Raw genomic sequence first — 16,913 nt, 5'->3', positions numbered from 1 at the left:
GCAGTCATCGTGCCGCAAACAGCGGGCCGCAGACTTGCAGGGATGTGCTGAGTTCAGGTCAATGCGCTGGAATTAACAACGATTAACTCGTCAGCCCCCCGCCCTCGCCCAACAATGAAGCCCTCTGCGCAGCGTTGTTTTTTGATCTGAGGGGATGCGCCGACCGTGCATTCCCCATCGACACGGACTTTGGCCATGGCTCATTTACAGCACAGCGTCGCCCTCGCCCCTGCCAGCGAACCGCGCAAGACCGCGATCGGCGGGCTCAGCCCGCAGCGCGAACGCCACGTCAAACAATTGATCCTCGAACGCCTCGGCGAAAGCCTGGAAGTAACCGAACTGGCCCGCGCCTGTTCGCTGTCGCGCAGCCATTTTTCCCGCGCCTTCAAATGCAGCACCGGATTGTCGCCGCAGGACTGGATTCGTACCCAGCGCCTGGCGCGGGCCAAGCTGCTGATCCAGCACACTGACCTGAGCCTGACGCAAATCAGCCTGGAATGCGGCTTCTGCGATCAGGCGCATTTCTGTCATATGTTCACCCGCAGCGAAGGCATCAATCCGTTTGCCTGGCGCTGTCAGATCATGCGTGAACCCAAGACTCACCGTTCACAACCCGCCGTGTTTTGATCGCGGCCCCCGTTGCACTGACGCTCAAACCTGAGGATTATGCCGGGACACCCCGGATTAGAAGGCCTGTGCACGCGCCCGCCGCTAATTCGCCCTGTCCGCCGCAGCACCGCAGGAGTGAGCTGTTGAGTCTTTCGCCGAATCAGGCCCTCGGTTTTGGCCCCTATCGGATTCATCCCGGACAACGGCGGGTGCTCGAAGGCGAGCAGCCGTTACGTCTGGGCCGACGGGCGATGGACATTCTCCTGATTCTGCTGGCCCACGCCGGCGAAGTGGTGAGCAAGCAGCAATTGATGGCCGGGGTCTGGCCTGACAGTGTCGTTGAAGACATCAACCTGCGTGTGCACATGGCAGCGCTGCGCAAGGCGCTCGGTGACGGTCAGGCCGGCCAGCGCTACATCATCACCGTGGCGCAACGCGGTTACAGTTTTGTCGCGCCGGTGTTGCTGGAATCCATGGAGGAGCGTCCTGTGGGCGATGTTGGCGGTCGGCACAATTTGCCCTTGCGGCGCACGCGGATGATTGGCCGCCAACCGCTGGTCGACAGCTTGATGACGCAGTTGCCGCGCCAACGCTGCATCACTCTGGTCGGCCCCGGCGGGATCGGCAAGACCACCGTGGCCCTGCGGGTAGCCGAGCAATTGATCGGGCGCTATCGCGACGGCATTCGTCTGGTGGATCTGGCACCGCTGAGCGATCCCCGGCTGATCTGTTCACACTTGGCCGCCCTGCTTGATCTGGCACTTCTCGAAGGCGACCCGCAGACAGCGCTGGTCAAGGGCCTGCAACAGCGGCAGATGCTATTGCTGCTCGACAACTGCGAGCATTTGATTGATGCCGTTGCGGCGCTCAGTGAAAGCATTCTGCGCGGGGCGCCGCACGTGCATATCCTCGCCACCAGCCGCGAAAGTCTGCGGGCCGAAGGCGAATACGTACAGCGTCTGGACTCCCTCGAATACCCGCCGATGACAACGACGCTGGATCGTGAGCGAACGTTGAATTTTTCGGCGCTGCAATTGTTCGTCGAACGAGCGACGGCCGCGCAGGAAAGCTTCGAACTCAGCGATACCCAGTTGCCCCAAGCGATCGAGATTTGCCATCGGCTCGATGGCATTCCACTGGCGCTTGAGCTGGCGGCAGCGCAGGTCGCCGAACTCGGTCTGGACGGCCTGTTGAGCCAATTGCAGGGCCGTTTGCCGCCGCTGGCAGCGGGCAATCAAACCAGTCTGGAGCGCCACCTCACTCTGCGCGCCACGCTGGACTGGAGTTTCAATCTGCTCGACCACTGCGAGCAAACCTGCCTGCGCCGTTTGGGTGTGTTTCGCGGGGGGTTCACCCTGGAATCCGCGGCGGCCGTTATCGTCGGCCAACAGATCGACCCCGGCGTGGTGTTTTTGTCGATCACGCAACTGGTGGCCAAATCCCTGCTCGCCGTCGAGGTCGGTGACGAGGACGTGTTCTACCGCTTGCTCGACACCACCCGGCGTTACGCGCTGGAAAAACTCGATCACGCTGCCGAATGCGAAGAAACCCGCGAACGGCATGCCGAACGCTGTCTGGCGTTGATGCAGCAGGCGCAGAACGATTGGGAAAGCACGCCGACATTGTTATGGATCGATCGCTATGCCCGAGGGCTGGAAGATTTGCGCGCAGCGCTGGATTGGAGCCTTAACGGTGTCGGCCCTGGTGGTTTGGGGATTCGGCTGACGGCGGCGTCGGCACCCTTGTGGCAGGAGTTGTCGCTGCTCAAGGAGTACGGCGCCTATGTGCGCCGGGCGCTGAGCCTGTTTGATGAACTCGGCGAACCCTGCCCGCGCCTGAAAGTCGCCCTCAAACTGGCCCTTGGCAGTGCCTGCTATCACACCTGGGGCGGCACCCCGGAAACCATCGAAGCGTTCGCCGAAGCTCGCCAGTTGGCCAATGAGCACGACGACGTTGCCGGGCAGTTGCGCGCGGTGTCCGGGCACATGGCAGTCAACCTCAGTTGCGGGCACTACCGCATGGCGCTGGCCCAGAGTGAACAGTTCGACCGCCTCGGCCTGCACGGCGACCCGCTGTTGTCACTGAGTACCCACCGCTTGCGCGTATTGGCCCTGCATTATGCCGGCGACCAATTGCAGGCGCGCATTCACGCCGAACAGGTCCTCCAGCGCATGGCGCACAGCGGCCATGTCAATCGTTTCACTCACGGTTTTGGCGTGCAGTACGACCAGAGCGTCGCGTCGCTGACGGTGCTGGCACGGGTTTTATGGATGCAAGGTCTGCCGGAACAAGCCTGGCGCACGGCGCGGCAGGCCCTCGACATCGCCGTTCAGATCGACCATGGCACCTCGATTTGCTACACCCTCGCGCTGGCGAGTTGCCTGATTGCTCATTACAACGGCGATCAGCAGAACGCCCGGGCGCTGTTGCAGTTGCTGCTCGAGCAGTCGCAGAAACATTCGGTGCTGCTGTTCAACACTTGGGCGCGGCACTACGCGCAGGTGATTGACGCGCAAGCCAAGGCACCGGTGCCGACGGACAGCAGCGGGCTGATCAGGGAAATCATGGTGACGCTGGATGGCCGCTTTATGGATGACGCGCTGTTTGAGCGGGCGTTGAGTGGTGATGCCGGGTGGAGCACGGCGGAGATTCTGCGGGCTCGGGCAGATGCGTTATTGAGTGACGATCCGGGTTGTCTGGACGGGCCCCTTCGCGAGCAGGCTCGCTCCCACAGGGATTTTGGGTGTACTCAGACGCCATGTGGGAGCGAGCCTGCTCGCGAAGAGGCCCTCAAGGAGGCCGAAGCACTCCTGCAACAATCCCTGGCCATCGCTCGCACCCAAGGCGCGCTCGCCTGGGAACTGCGCAGCGCCACGTCACTGGCGCAACTCTGGCAGCGCCAGTCGCGCTGTCGCGAGGCGCTGGATTTGCTCACTCCGATCTATCAACGCTTCACCGAAGGCTACGCGACCCCGGACCTGCGCAAGGTGCGCTTGCTGATCGACGAATTACGCGAGGGCGTGCACGCCTGAGGCCAGACGCATCCGCTTGATGTAACGGGCATGCCGGCGTTGAAGATCAACTCCCTCACCGCTGCGCTCAAGTTGCTTGCGGGCATAGCATCGGGTGGTATTGAGCATCCGGTACCGGCCCGCACTGGCGCCGCGTTCCAGTGACAGCCAAGACTTCTGCGCCAGGCCTTCGATGATCGCGGCAAGCTCCGACACTGCCAGTTGCGGGCAACTGATCACCGCCAACGCAGCCTCCAGCGTAAATGTCAGTTTGAACACCGATAAGCGCCGCAGCACGCGTTGTTCCTGCTCACTCAAGCGCTGATAGCTCCAGTCGAATGCCGCTTGCATCGATTGGTGCCGCGACACTGCGGTGCGCCGACCATGGCTGAGCACTTGCAGGCCGTGGGCCATTTGCGCCTGCAAGCCTAGCAACGCCAGTGCATCGATCTGCGCCGCGGCCAGTTCAATTGCCAGCGGTAAACCGTCGAGTTGCCGACAGATCTCGACCACGACTTTGACGTCCTGCTCACGCAGGCTGAAATCATGCTGTCGCGCCCGGGCACGACTGACGAACAACTGCACCGCAGAATGGCCCATGGCTTCAGTGATGCAATCGGTCGCCGAGCGTTTCGGGATGGCCAGCGGTGGCACACGCTGCAGGGTTTCCAGACTGACCTGCAAGGCCTCACGACTGGTGGCGAGTATCGACAGACGAGGCGCGGCTTCGAGCAACGTTTCAACCGCTGCTCTGCAAGTGTCGCGGCGCTGGTCACAGTTATCCAGCAGCAGCAACGCATGGCGGGTCGACAGCCCGGTCAAATCGCTCTCCAGGGTGCGCAGCACATGGTCGAGCAGCGGCGTGTCGTCGTCGATCAAGCTCAGATCTACTTGCCACACACCGTCTCTGTAGTACTGCAAAAGCAGTTCCGCGACCCGCAACGCCACGGTGGACTTGCCTACGCCCGGCGCTCCGGTGATGGTCATCAGCCGACACAGCGGCATTTGTCGCACCAACCCGCCAACCAGCGAGTCACGACCGGTGACCGAGGTCAGTCGAGCCGGCAAATTATGCTGGGGTGTCTGCAAGCCCTCGAAGGCCACTTGCGCGGCGCTGTCGCAACGCACCGGGGCGATAAAACTGTAACCGCATTGCGGCACGTTAACGATGTAACGCTGACCATTTTCGCCGTCACCCAAGGCCCGCCGGAGCGCAGCGATGTGCACGCGCAGGTTGATCTCCTCGACCACCGACGTTGGCCATACCAGAGCGATCAATTGCTCCTTTCTGACCACTCGACCGGCACGCTCGACCAGCACTTGCAGAATGTCCAGCGCGCGACCGCCCATGCGCAAGGGCCGATCTCCATCGAGTATCAGCCGTTGCCGCAGGTGGAAGGCGTAAGGGCCGAAATGCAGCACCGACGCCGTGTTCAAATCGTTGAGGCTATCCATGCCAACTATCTTGGCAGCCTCAGATGACGCGACAACCGCTACACGAGGCGCAGCACGGACATCCGGGTGCGCCAGACGGACACAAGCGCTCTAGCTGAACTGTTCGCGGTATTGCGCAGGGGTCAGGCCGAGCTTTTCAGCGAACAGCGAACGCATGTGCCGCACACTGCCGAAGCCACTTTTGTAAGCCACGGTTTTAAGCGGCAGATCGCTGGTTTCCAGCAGATTGCGCGCGCAGTCGATGCGCGCACTTTGCAGAAACTCCATCGGCGTCATGCTGATGTCACGGGCGAACACCCGTGCAAAGTGCCGCGCACTCATGTTGGCGATGGCGGCCATGCGCTCGACCGTGAACGCTTCGTCGAGATGCTCCAGCACGTAGCTTTGCGCGCGGGTGATCGGTGTTTCCTGCGGCGCCACGGCAGCCATCAGCGGACTGAACTGCGCCTGCCCGCCCTGCCGCTTCATCACCACCAGCAGGACTTTGGCCACATCCTGGGCAAGTTTTTTGCCGTGATCGCGGGCGATGACGGCGAGCGCCATATCGATCCCGGCCGTGACACCGCCCGAGGTGATCAGATTGCGATCTTCGACATAGATCTGATCCGTGGTGACATGGGCTCTCGGAAAGCCCTTGATCAGCCGTTCGGTGTAGTTCCAGTGGGTGGTCACCCGATAACCGTCCAGCAATCCGGCATGGCCCAGTACAAAGGCGCCGGTGCAGATCGAACCGTAATGATCGACGCGCTGAACAGCGCCCTTGAGCCAGGCAAACAACGCCGGAAACTGCTGGTTGTAGGCACCGGGGCCTCCCGGCACCAGCAGCAAGTCATAACGCTCTGTATCGGCATCATCAATGGCCCGATCGGCATGTACCAACACGCCATTGGATGCCCGCAGCGGGCCACGTTCAGTGCCAAGCGTGATCAATTGATAATGCGCTTCGGCTTTCAGGTAGCGGTTGGCAACCGAAAAAACCTCCAATGGCCCGGCCATGTCGAGCAGGAGAAAGTCGGGAAACAGCACCATTGCCACGGTTTTCATGGGAAGACATCACTTAAATCAAGGAGACATGAGACAGGCCAGACATTATGGACAAGTCCGACATTCGGGGCGCAAAAGTTTATGCGAAGCGCATCGCACAACTGTCAACCTGATCAGGACAGTCTTTCAATTTCCATCTACTTATTGCACTGAACAGTAACCAGTAACCTTCTCCTCACTCGGACGAATTCACGTCCCGCAAGGAGATTTCATCATGCTGACCCTTCGCAAAGCCTCCGATCGTGGCCTCGCCAATCATGGCTGGTTGAAGTCCTTTCACACCTTTTCCTTCGCCAGCTATCGCGACCCTCGCGAACAGGGTTTTTCCGACCTGCTGGTGATTAACGACGACCGCGTTGCTGCCGGTAAAGGTTTCGGCCAGCACCCGCATCGCGACATGGAGATCTTTTCCTATGTGCTGGAAGGTGCGCTGGAACACAAGGACACGTTGGGCACCGGCTCGGTTATCCGCCCGGGTGACGTGCAACTGATGAGCGCCGGCAGCGGTGTGGCGCACAGCGAGTTCAATCATTCGGCGACCAAACCGGTGCACTTCCTGCAGATCTGGATCGTGCCAGAAGTCAGCGGCGCCAAACCGCGCTATCAACAGGAACATTTCAGCGCCGGGAAAAAACGCGGTCGTCTGCAATTGATCATTTCGCCGGACGGCCACGACGGTTCACTGAAAGTGCGCCAGGATGCACGGGTCTTCGCCGGGCTGTTCGACGGCAAGGAAAGCGCCACGCTGGAACTGGCGGCCAACCGCTATGCCTATGTGCATGTGGCGCGCGGCAGTGTCGAACTCAATGGCCAGCAACTGCGTGAAGGCGACGGCGTGCGGGTTCGCGAGGAACAGTTGCTGACCTTGAGCAACGGTGTCGATGCCGAGGTGTTGGTGTTCGACTTGCGGCCGCAGGAGTTGCCGCAGATGCCATGATGTGGAGTTTCTATGCCCACAAAAACGGCCTTCCGATGAAGGCCGTTTTTATTGTGGCGGGTTGAGCCATGGCAGCGTCGGGGGCATTGGGACGGTGAACTCCTTGCCCGCCTGAATCGCCGCCAACGTGGTCTGGATCGCTGCATACATGTTGGCTTGATTGGCATAACAGGCACCGACGACGATCGCAACGAGCCCTACCAATTGAACGGCAGTCGCTGCCCAGACGTTGGCTTTCGTGGTACTCGCTTGTTTGATCGCTTCTTTCGACTCTTCTGCAATGGTCTGGATGGCAGACGACATCAGTTCGAAACGTTTGTCTCGCTCTGCTTGAGCCCTGTCCATCTCTGACTGAATCCGGCCGTTGGCCTTGTCCCGCTCTGCCTGAGCCGCCAGAAACGCATCGATTCTCATCGATACACCTTCCATCCGAGCATCCATTCTCGTCTCAATGGTCTCGATCCTGGCATCGAACTCTTCGCGGCTTATCGTGCTCATGGTTTGTGTATTCCGGATTTCGTTCAATGGTTCACTGTATGGGTACTGACTCGCTTCACTGGCTTTCAACTCGACACCTTCCTGGTTAAACCGATACCGTCCCTGGTATTGACATCAGTGCGAGCGTGCGCCCCTCACCGAGCTGATGAAACGATAGGCCGCATCCAGAATGCTGACAAGCCGGGAGATTCTGCCTCTGGTGTAGGCCGTTTCGTCAGAAGTTGTAGCCCTGCCAAAACAGCATCTACCTATTCATTCTCCGAAGCGAACACGTCGACAATCTGGTCAATCACCGCCCTCACCCGTGCGGTATGCCGCAGGTCCGCGTGAGTTACCAGCCATACCTCATACGGCACTGGCGTCGCGCGCTCCGGCCAAAGCCTGATCAGGCCATCGCGCTCGCCCATGTACACAGGGATTTCTCCTACACCCAACCCTGCTGCAATCGAACGACGAACGAGCAAACTGGAACTGAGGCTGGCAACGATACGACCGCGACTCATTGGCTCCGATACCAACGTCAGGTCCTTTTTGCCTTGCAGATACGGTTGATAAACCACCAGATCATGCCCTTCAAATGCCGTGCCCGGCTGCGGCACGCCATTGGCGTCTATATAGGCTTGAGAAGCGAACAGCCCCACTGGCCATCGGGCAATTCGCCGAGCGATCAGGTCCGGATTGTCCGGCCGGGTGTTGCGCACGGCGATATCCGCCTCGCGCTTGGCCAGGCTAAGAATCTGTGTGGACGCATCCAGCTGCACGCACACGTCCGGGTGCTGCTCGTGCAAACGGGCAATCGCCGGAATCAGAAAATCGATGGCCAGCGAATCGGTGGTACTGACGCGTACCGTGCCGGTCAGGCGATCGTCCAGGCCTTGAATCTGCCGTTCCAGTTCGAGCGCCGAATGCTCCATCTTCTCCACGCTTTTGAGCGCCGCTTCGCCGACGGCGGTCAAGGCGTAGCCGTCGGAGGTGCGCAAAAACAACGTCGCGCCCAGGGACTTTTCCAGCGCCGTGATCCGCCGCCCGACGGTCGCCTGATCCACCCCCAGAATCCGTGCGGCCCCGCGCAGTGTCGACTCGCGGCAAACGGCGAGAAATACCCGTGCGTCATCCCAATTCATACTGTCTCCAGGCGATGCAAATACGCATCAGCGTGCCGCTTAATCGCTGCATTAACGCAGCAAAGATAGCCGATATGCTGAGCGCCATAAACCTTCCACGAGATTGCTGACATGCGCACTCCAAGTCCCACCGGTATCTGGTTGCCGATCTTTGCAGGCCTGTGCGCCAGCCTGGTCAGCATCGGTCTGGCGCGTTTCGCTTACACGCCGTTGATTCCATCGCTGATTGAAGCGCAGTGGTTTAGCGCCAATGATGTGGTTTACCTCGGTGCGGCCAATCTGGTGGGTTACCTGATCGGCGCGCTGCTCGGTCGGCCGACAGCGCGCCAGCTCGGCAATAAAAATGCCTTGCGGTTGATGATGCTGATCGTCACCGCCGCATTTTTTGCCTGTGCGTTTCCCTTGTCGGTGAGCTGGTTCTTCGGCTGGCGGCTGCTGTCGGGGATCGCCGGCGGCGCGATCATGGTGCTGGTCGCCGCGACGGTCCTGCCGCATGTTCCGGCGGCGCGTAAAGGGCTGGCCAGTGGCGCGATCTTCCTCGGCATCGGTCTCGGCATTGCCGGCTCCGGGACGCTTGTGCCGCCGCTGTTGAGTCTGGGTTTGCAGGCGACGTGGCTGGGCCTCGGGGCTTTGGCCCTGTTGCTGACCGCGCTGAGCTGGTTTGGCTGGCCGTCTGACTTCCTCCACCCGGTCGTTACACAAGAAGCGGTGTCCGCAGAACCGACACCGCGCGGGGTGTACTTGCTGTTCGCCCAATACGCCTTTATGGCTGCCGGCCTGGTACCGGCGATGGTATTTCTGGTGGATTACGTGGCGCGTGGACTCGGTGCCGGTGCGCATATCGGTGCGTTGATCTGGGTGATGTATGGCTTTGGCGCGATTGTCGGCCCGGTGAGTTATGGCTTTCTCGCCGATCAGCTTGGCGCAAGGTCCGGCATTCGTCTGGTGCTGGTGGTGCAGGCGATTGCCCTCGGACTGCTGGCGATCTCCCATTCGTTTCTGGCGTTGGCGTTGCTGGCGGTGATTCTCGGTTCATTTCCGCCTGGCATCGTGCCGCTGGCCCTGGCGCGGGTGCATGAACTGGTGCCGGAGCACCATCGCCAGCAAATCGCCTGGAGCCGTGCCACGGTTTCGTTCGCCACGTTTCAGGCGTTGGCCGGATTTGCCTATTCAGCGCTGTTCAATGCCAGCGGCGGTCATCACGCATTGTTGTTCATCATTGCCGCTGTCGCGATCGTCGTGGCGTTGCTGCTGGAGCAGGCCATGAAATGGCTGCCTGCCCGTATTGAGCAGCGCTGCTGTGCAAATTGAAGGGAATCATTGCGCGCGCAGTACGCTCCCATCTACAGAACTTATGCCAACAGGAATCGATATGTCCCTGCCCAACGAAATGACCCGAATCGAAATCATCGAACCCGGTGGCCCCGACGTCTTGCAACCCAAACGCGTGCCGCTTCCAGCCGTCGCAGAAGGCGAGGTATTGATCCGCGTACACGCCGCCGGAATCAACCGGCCGGACGCCTTGCAGCGTGCCGGCAAATACCCGATGAAACCCGGCATGAACCCGATTCCCGGGCTGGAGGTCGCCGGTGAAGTCGTGGCACTCGGGGCAGGTGTCAGCCAGTTCGCCGTGGGCGACAAAGTCTGCGCGCTGACCAATGGCGGCGGTTATGCCGAATACTGTGCAGTCCCGGCCGGCCAGACCCTGCCGATTCCTGATGGCGTGGACTGGGTGCAGGCAGCCGCGATCCCGGAAACCTTCTTCACCGTGTGGGCCAACCTGTTCGGTCTCGGCGGCGCCAGCCGTGGTCAACGCGCATTGATTCATGGTGGCACCAGCGGCATCGGAACTACCGCACTGATGCTGTGCCGAGAATTCGGCATAGAAGCGTTTGCCACCGCCGGCAGCCCGGACAAATGCGCAGCGATTCGCGAACTGGGTGGTCAAGCGATCAATTATCGCGATGAGGACTTCGCTGAGGTGATCGCCGAGAAAACCGCAGGCCAGGGCGTCAATGTGATCCTCGACATCATGGGCGGCTCGTACCTCAACGATAACGTCAGCGCCCTCGCGATGGATGGCCGTCTGGTCATGCTCGGTTTCCTCGGCGGCGCGCGGGCCAACGACTTTGATCTGCTGGCAATGATGGCCAAACGCGCGGTGATCACCGGCTCCCTCTTGCGCGCCCGCAGCGCAGCAGAAAAAGCCGAGATCGCCGCTCAATTGCGCGAGCACGTGTGGCCGGCGCTGGCTGCCGGGCGCTGCCTGCCGATGATCGACAAGGTTTATTCACTCAACGACGCGGCTCAAGCTCACGCGCACATGGAGGCCGGCGACCATATCGGCAAGATCGTGCTACGGGTGGTGTGAGTCGTTGCAGCATTTTGTAATCGTTGCGCCGGGACGGTGGTCGAAAAATTCACGCGCAGACCAAGTCATCTGGTAAAAAGCGTTCTTTGTCTGCGCTCGGGTGAAACGTTTAATGTTCCTGTCCTTCATGACGCGTCTGCGCCGCCGCCGTTTGGCGTTTGCCTGCATGGCCGCGCTGATTATCGGCGTGCCGACCAGTTGTGCCGTACTCGAACACACCGAACGCAAACTGCTGTTTCGCATCGAACCGGGCACTGCCGGTTGGTATCGCGGCCTGCCCGGCAGCGTGCAGGAACTCGACCTGCAACCGAAGAGCTTCAAGGCCGGGCAGAACATTCATGCCTGGTGGTGGCCGGCGGAAAAGGCCAACGCGCCGGCCATTCTCTATCTGCATGGCGTGCGCTGGAACCTCACCGGGCAGCTGTTCCGCATCGAGCAACTGCGCGCGGCGGGTTATTCAGTGCTGGCCATCGACTATCGCGGATTCGGCAAGAGTCACGGTGATCTGCCATCGGAAAGCAGCGTTTACGAAGATGCGCGGGTGGCGTGGGAGCGCTTCAAACTGCTGCAACCGGATCCGTCCAAACGCCTGATCTACGGACATTCCCTCGGTGGCGCCGTGGCGATCGATCTGGCCGCTGAACTCGGGCAGACCGCCGCCCGCGATCATTCCGCGCTGCCAGTGCGCGGGCTGGTGATCGAGTCCACTTTCACAACGCTGGCGGATGTTGCCGCCTCCGTGGCCAACACTTCCCTGCCGGTACGCTGGCTGCTGTCGCAAAAATTCGATTCGATCGACAAGATCGCCGATATTCATATGCCACTGCTGGTGGTGCACGGCCTGGCTGATGCTTTCGTGCCACCGCGTTTCAGCGAACAACTGTTCAACGCCGCGCAACAACCCAAGCGCCTGTTGCTGGTGCCGGGCGCGACGCACAACAACAGCATGGCGCTCGGCGGGCAGAATTATCGCAAGGCGCTCGACAACTTGATGCAAAGCCCACCCGTCCCTCGGGTTGCCGGGCCTGCGACTGTGCGCAGCGGACGGGACACTTAACGGTAGCCGCGAGCCTGCAAATCGAACAGTTGCGCGTAATGCCCGGCCGCGGCGATCAGTTGATCGTGGCCACCCTGCTCCAGAATCCGGCCTTGTTGCAGGACGATGATGTGGTCGGCATTGCGCACGCTGGAAAATCGATGGGAAATCAGCAACGTCATGCGACCTTCGCTGTGCTGGCTGAAATGCTCGAACACCGCCGCTTCGGCCGCCGGATCAAGGGCGGAAGTCGGCTCATCGAGGATCAGAATGTCGGCCTCACGGCGCATGTAAGCGCGGGACAAGGCAATCTTCTGCCACTGCCCGCCAGACAACTCCTGGCCACCGGCAAACCAGCGTCCCAGTTGCGTGGCATAACCCTTGTCCAGTCCTTCGATAAAGGGTGCCGCCATCCCTTGGGCAGCCGCCTCTTTCCATCGTTGCGAGTCGTTAAACGCCAAGGTATCGCCGACGCCAATATTCTCTCCGACGCTGAACTGGTAGCGGATGTAATCCTGAAAAATCACGCCAATTCGCCGACGTAACGCGGTCTCCTGCCAATCCTGCAAATCGCTGCCGTCGAGCAGGATTCGCCCTTGGTCGGGGCGATAGAGCCGGGTCAGTAGCTTGATCAGTGTGGTCTTGCCTGAACCGTTCTCGCCGACCAGCGCCATGCTCTTGCCTGGCACCAGTTGCAGGTCAATGTTTTCCAGCGCTGGCCGACTGGCACCGGGATAACGGAAGCCGACATTTTCGAAGCGCAAACCATCGCCCGGGCACACTCCAACAGTCAGGTGGCCGGTATCCAACTGCACCGGTTCAGCCAGATATTCATAGAGACTGGTCAGGTAGAGGCCGTCTTCGTACAGGCCGCTGATCGCACTCAGGCTGCTGCTCACGGCGCTTTGGCCTTGTTTGAACAGCACCAGATACATGGTCATCTGGCCGAGGCTGATCTGGCCATGTACGGCATCGATCACCACCCAGGCATAGGCCACGTAAAACGCCGCAGTACCGAGCAGGCCGAGGCCGAAACCCCAGCCGTCGCGCCGCAGTGTCAGGCGCCGGTCTTCGACATACAGCCTGGCGAACGTGTCGCGGTAGCGTTGCAGCAGCAACGGTGCAAAGCCGAACAGCTTGACCTCTTTGATATAAGTTTCGTGGGACAGCAAGGTTTCGATGTAATTCTGCTGCCGACTCTCCGGCGCGCGGCGGGTGAACAACCGAAAGGCGTCACCGGAAAAATGCGCCTCGGCAAAGAACACCGGCAACGCACCGACCACCAGCAGCACCAGCGCCCAAGGGGAGAAATGCACCAGCAGCACACCAAAACTGATCAGCATGATCAGGTTCTGAATCAAGCCTAACGACTTCATGACCAGCGCCAGTGGCCGGGTCGACGCCTCGCGACGCACACGCACCAGTTTGTCGTAGAACTCGGAGTTCTCGAACTGCACCAGTGACAGGGTCTGCGCTTTTTCCAGGATCAGCGTATTGACCTTCTGCCCCAGTTGCACCCGCAGCAGCGACTGCTGCACCGACAGTGCTCGTTGTGTGCCGGACAACAGCGCCAACACCCCGGCCTCCAACAACACATAACGCAACACCGGCCACAGCGGCGCACTGCCCTGTTGTGCGTGTAACTGCATCGCCGCCACCACGGCATCGACAATCCGCTGCCCCAACCATGCCGCCAGTGCCGGCAGCAAGCCGGCCACCAGCGTTGCCAGCACCAGCCCCAGAAACAAGCCACGCGATGTCCCCCAAACCAGGCGCAAGGCTCGCTGCGCCTGATCGAACAAAGAGGTGAAACGCGATAGATCAGGCATGGGGCATTGGACTCTGCTGGTGATGGCGGTGCGTTATGGTACTCCAGCGCTACGACTGAACTTCAAACGACGAGCGCGTTATTGTCGACGCGTTTTTCAGAACAAAAACATCTGGAAGACTCAGGCCTTTCCGGCGTCCAACGCTCTGCTATGTTTTAACCGCCCTACGCGGAACCCGGCGAACCCCCGCCACGCTCCGCGCCTGACTGCCGGGAGCAGAGACATGAGAATCGACCCGTACCTGATCTTCAATGGTGACTGCCGTGAGGCGTTCACCTTTTACGAGCAAGCCTTGCAAGGGAAGCTTGAGGCGATGATGACGTTCGGAGAGACACCCGCCGCCGAGCATGTGCCCAAAGAGCATCACTCTCTGATCATCCATACCTGTCTGAAGGTCGGAGACCAGATGATCATGGCCTCGGACACCACTCCCGACCGCGCGACTCAGGGCATGAGCGGCTGCTCGATTTCGCTGAATGTCGACAGCATTGCTGAAGCCGATCGAGTGTTTAACGCCTTGGCCAAGGACGGGCGCGTCGACATGCCGTTAGAAGCGACGTTCTGGGCGGTGCGCTTCGGCATGCTGGTGGATCGTTTTGGCGTTTCGTGGATGGTCAATTGCGAAAGTGAAAAGTGACCCTGGCATTTCGTCAGGCATGAAAAAGCCCAACCTGAACAGGTTGGGCTTTCTGCGTTATCGCTGGGCCAGTTCGTGGCGCACGCATTGTTCGTAATAGGTCTGCTTGACCGCCGCCGGCTTGAGCTTCGAGGTGCTGTTGTAGGTTTGCTCGGTAATCCCCATCGCGGTCATGCGCATCCACGGTTGCTGGAATCGGCGCACCTGCAATTGTTTGCGTGCGCCGTACAGCGAGACGCCCGACAACTTCGATTGCTGGGCACCGGCAGCAATGTCCGAGCCCCAGGTGCAGGCAAAGCGATGGCTTTTGCTCAGTTCTTTCGCCTGCACCCCCACCGCGAAAACAGCCAGGGAAAGCGTTGCAACGGTGATGACAATCGTCCGCATAGAGCCAACCTAACCTTTTGAAAAAAGGCGATTTTGCCGGGGAAGCAAAAATCCGGGGGCCAGCAATTTGCCGCCTTTCGCGAGTTTTTTGCGGACGTAAAAAAGGGCGGTGGGATTTCCTGATGAAATCCCACCGCCCCTAGGCTGACTATCAATTGGCGCTGACCTCAACGCGCAAACGATCCGCGCCCTCCTCCCGACAATCGATGCGAACCGGCAAAAACACCTCGATCACCGCGATATTGCTGTGCAGATGCTCGGTCATGCGCGGCGTAGTGAAGGAGCCGCCACCGGCCAGCGCCATTGGCAAGAGCAACTGATCGGCAAGGTGCTCGGCCACCGCAGCACCACTGCGCAACCAGTCGGCGGCCTGATTGATCGCGGCGTCGGCGACCTTTTCAGCCCGCAGCGACACTTGGCCAAACGCGCTGAATACCTCGGTGACGTGCTCGAATGCGTATTCCAGCAGCAACACATTGCCCGGTCCCCGCGCCGGATCGAGCGTGACATGTTGCAGCGCCGCAGGCGGCAGACTCAAACGCTTGGCAACCTGGCTCAACTCACGCTCGGCCACCGTCGGTGCCAGCCCGGCGGTCAGCGCCGACGCCTGTTGCGAAATGGCTTCGCCGCGTTCACACAGGTCCATCCGCGTCAGGCTCGACGGTTGCACGTTCACTTCAATCTCGCCACCGCCTGCCGGGACAAATCCATGTCGCAACAAGTCCAGCTCGACGTTGGCGCCCATACGCCGCAGCAGCGGCAGCCAACTGCGCGAGAGGAAATCGGTCGGCGGCGCCAGCGGGTTATGCGTGCCACCCGAGATGCGCACCCGACTCGCCTCTGGTGCCCGCAACAGCGCTGGCAACAAGGTCTGCAACACCAGCGTGCAACTGCCGGCCGTGCCGATGGCGAACTGGTAATCGCCAGAGCGAATCGCGCCGGGCTCAAAGCTCAACGCTTGCGAGCCCAACTGCGCACCGGAAACCGTCGCGCCGCAGACCTCAGCCGCCGCCATGACCGCCGTCAAATGTTGCCTCAGCAGTCCCGGACGGCTGCGTTTGGCACGAATCTGTTTAATGCGAAACGCCCGGCCTGTCACCATCGACAGGCTCAAGGCACTGCGCAACACTTGGCCGCCACCGATGGCACCGTCCAGTTCTATCACTTCCTGTTTCATTGCGTTCCTTACGCGTACAACCTGACGGTTTCCCTGAGGTACCGATCCAGGCGTCGCGAGTCTTCCGAAGTTCTGAGTAATGTGGGCACTTCGCGCTCAAGCTCGGCGGCGATGAACCCGTGCAACGCCGGACGACGCGGCCCGTAGGCGCTCTCGTCGGCATTGCGTTTAAGGGCCAGCAATTCGTCGACTTCCGCGAGCAGCGCGCGGTCGTCGACGGTGGTCAGCAGGTCGGCGAACGTCATCGGCGGCCGGCCGCGGCCCTGGTCGATCCAGCGCACCGCCAGCAGCGGCCGCAGCACGTAGAAGTACTTCTTGAACCGTACGGTTTCACCTTGCAGGTAACCGCGAAAGTTCTTCTTCGCCATCGACAGATAGTGATTGCGCGCGGCGGGCGGGCTGTAGAACGCTTCGGCGAGTTCGCGCAGTTGTGCCACCTGCGCGGTTTCACTGCGATAAACCAGCGGCGAGTCGAGCCACTCCAGCAAGGTCGGATTGGATTTGCGCAACAACCCGAGGGTCTTGCGCAGTTCCCAGCCACTGACGTCGAGTTCATCGTCCAGCGGACGTTCGATCACATCACGCGGCGCATCGACCTGGACGAACCACTCGGGCTTCTCCACATAGACAAACCGCACGTCGTAATCGCTGTCGGTCGAGGCAAAACCCCAGGCCCGACTGCCTGACTCACAGGCGTATAACACCGTGACATTGCGTTCACGCTCTATGCGCGTCAGCTCTTCCAGTACCCGCGCACGCATCGTGGCGCACAGCGGATGGCGCTCTTGCAATTCCATG

The 16,913-nt window shown here is 60.7% G+C and carries 15 protein-coding genes; 7 read left to right on the top strand and 8 right to left on the bottom strand.

Annotated features, from left to right (window positions below; all coding sequences use genetic code 11):
* Positions 1 to 195: 195 nt before the first annotated feature.
* Positions 196 to 627 (top strand): helix-turn-helix domain-containing protein, encoded by a 432-nt coding sequence (locus CCX46_RS10770; RefSeq protein WP_127926637.1) that lies wholly within the window; start codon positions 196 to 198, stop codon positions 625 to 627.
* 125 nt (positions 628 to 752) lie between these two features.
* Entirely contained in the window at positions 753 to 3,641 is a 2,889-nt protein-coding gene (locus tag CCX46_RS10765) for an ATP-binding protein (protein ID WP_127926636.1), read from the top strand.
* Here the strand turns inward: CCX46_RS10765 and CCX46_RS10760 are convergent.
* Together CCX46_RS10760 and CCX46_RS10755 are read right to left on the bottom strand one after the other, a co-directional pair.
* Positions 3,618 to 5,075, bottom strand: a complete 1,458-nt coding sequence (locus CCX46_RS10760) for an ATP-binding protein (protein ID WP_127926635.1) — start codon at positions 5,073 to 5,075, stop codon at positions 3,618 to 3,620. The genes CCX46_RS10765 and CCX46_RS10760 overlap by 24 nt on opposite strands.
* A 90-nt stretch (positions 5,076 to 5,165) precedes the next feature.
* Positions 5,166 to 6,119: a GlxA family transcriptional regulator gene (locus tag CCX46_RS10755; RefSeq protein ID WP_127926634.1), complete on the bottom strand. Its 954-nt coding sequence runs from the start codon at positions 6,117 to 6,119 to the stop codon at positions 5,166 to 5,168.
* A 214-nt stretch (positions 6,120 to 6,333) separates the two neighbouring features.
* On the opposite strand from CCX46_RS10755, the gene CCX46_RS10750 reads away from it, so the two are divergent.
* Positions 6,334 to 7,056 carry a pirin family protein gene (locus tag CCX46_RS10750; RefSeq protein ID WP_127926633.1) on the top strand — a complete coding sequence of 241 codons (723 nt, stop codon included), beginning with the start codon at positions 6,334 to 6,336 and terminating at the stop codon, positions 7,054 to 7,056.
* Between the two features lie 48 nt (positions 7,057 to 7,104).
* Here CCX46_RS10750 and CCX46_RS10745 read toward each other — a convergent pair whose 3' ends face one another.
* Together CCX46_RS10745 and CCX46_RS10740 are read right to left on the bottom strand one after the other, a co-directional pair.
* Positions 7,105 to 7,623 (bottom strand): hypothetical protein, encoded by a 519-nt coding sequence (locus CCX46_RS10745; protein WP_238704392.1) that lies wholly within the window; start codon positions 7,621 to 7,623, stop codon positions 7,105 to 7,107.
* Positions 7,624 to 7,802: 179 nt separating this feature from the next.
* Positions 7,803 to 8,678, bottom strand: coding sequence for a LysR family transcriptional regulator (locus CCX46_RS10740; protein WP_127926632.1), 876 nt, complete (start codon positions 8,676 to 8,678; stop codon positions 7,803 to 7,805).
* A gap of 111 nt (positions 8,679 to 8,789) precedes the next feature.
* Between CCX46_RS10740 and CCX46_RS10735 the strand changes: the two genes are divergently transcribed.
* The 3 genes from CCX46_RS10735 to CCX46_RS10725 all read left to right on the top strand — a co-directional run bounded on the left by CCX46_RS10735 (position 8,790) and on the right by CCX46_RS10725 (position 12,106).
* Complete coding sequence (locus CCX46_RS10735) at positions 8,790 to 9,989, top strand: YbfB/YjiJ family MFS transporter (RefSeq protein WP_127926631.1); 1,200 nt, start codon at positions 8,790 to 8,792, stop codon at positions 9,987 to 9,989.
* A 61-nt stretch (positions 9,990 to 10,050) separates the two neighbouring features.
* Positions 10,051 to 11,049 carry an NAD(P)H-quinone oxidoreductase gene (locus CCX46_RS10730; protein ID WP_127926630.1) on the top strand — a complete coding sequence of 333 codons (999 nt, stop codon included), beginning with the start codon at positions 10,051 to 10,053 and terminating at the stop codon, positions 11,047 to 11,049.
* Between the two features lie 112 nt (positions 11,050 to 11,161).
* The gene (locus CCX46_RS10725) at positions 11,162 to 12,106 is read left to right on the top strand and encodes an alpha/beta hydrolase (protein ID WP_127926629.1); all 945 of its coding nucleotides are present in this window, start codon (positions 11,162 to 11,164) and stop codon (positions 12,104 to 12,106) included.
* Here the strand turns inward: CCX46_RS10725 and CCX46_RS10720 are convergent.
* Positions 12,103 to 13,914, bottom strand: coding sequence for an ABC transporter ATP-binding protein (locus CCX46_RS10720; protein ID WP_127926628.1), 1,812 nt, complete (start codon positions 13,912 to 13,914; stop codon positions 12,103 to 12,105). The two genes, CCX46_RS10725 and CCX46_RS10720, sit on opposite strands and share 4 nt — an antisense overlap.
* A gap of 223 nt (positions 13,915 to 14,137) precedes the next feature.
* Between CCX46_RS10720 and CCX46_RS10715 the strand changes: the two genes are divergently transcribed.
* Positions 14,138 to 14,551 carry a VOC family protein gene (locus CCX46_RS10715; RefSeq protein ID WP_127926627.1) on the top strand — a complete coding sequence of 138 codons (414 nt, stop codon included), beginning with the start codon at positions 14,138 to 14,140 and terminating at the stop codon, positions 14,549 to 14,551.
* A 57-nt stretch (positions 14,552 to 14,608) separates the two neighbouring features.
* Here CCX46_RS10715 and CCX46_RS10710 read toward each other — a convergent pair whose 3' ends face one another.
* The 3 genes from CCX46_RS10710 to CCX46_RS10700 form a co-directional block, all read right to left on the bottom strand.
* Positions 14,609 to 14,938, bottom strand: coding sequence for a hypothetical protein (locus CCX46_RS10710; RefSeq protein ID WP_016987808.1), 330 nt, complete (start codon positions 14,936 to 14,938; stop codon positions 14,609 to 14,611).
* Positions 14,939 to 15,089: 151 nt separating this feature from the next.
* Complete coding sequence (gene rtcA, locus CCX46_RS10705; RefSeq protein ID WP_127926626.1) at positions 15,090 to 16,115, bottom strand: RNA 3'-terminal phosphate cyclase; 1,026 nt, start codon at positions 16,113 to 16,115, stop codon at positions 15,090 to 15,092.
* Between the two features lie 8 nt (positions 16,116 to 16,123).
* Positions 16,124 to 16,912: a nucleotidyltransferase domain-containing protein gene (locus CCX46_RS10700; protein ID WP_127926625.1), complete on the bottom strand. Its 789-nt coding sequence runs from the start codon at positions 16,910 to 16,912 to the stop codon at positions 16,124 to 16,126.
* Position 16,913 lies beyond the last annotated feature (1 nt).

This window comes from Pseudomonas sp. RU47, assembly GCF_004011755.1.
Classification (GTDB): Bacteria; Pseudomonadota; Gammaproteobacteria; order Pseudomonadales; family Pseudomonadaceae; genus Aquipseudomonas.
The sequence above is the reverse complement of the archived record's forward strand: the minus strand, read 5'-3'. Positions and strand labels throughout refer to the sequence as shown.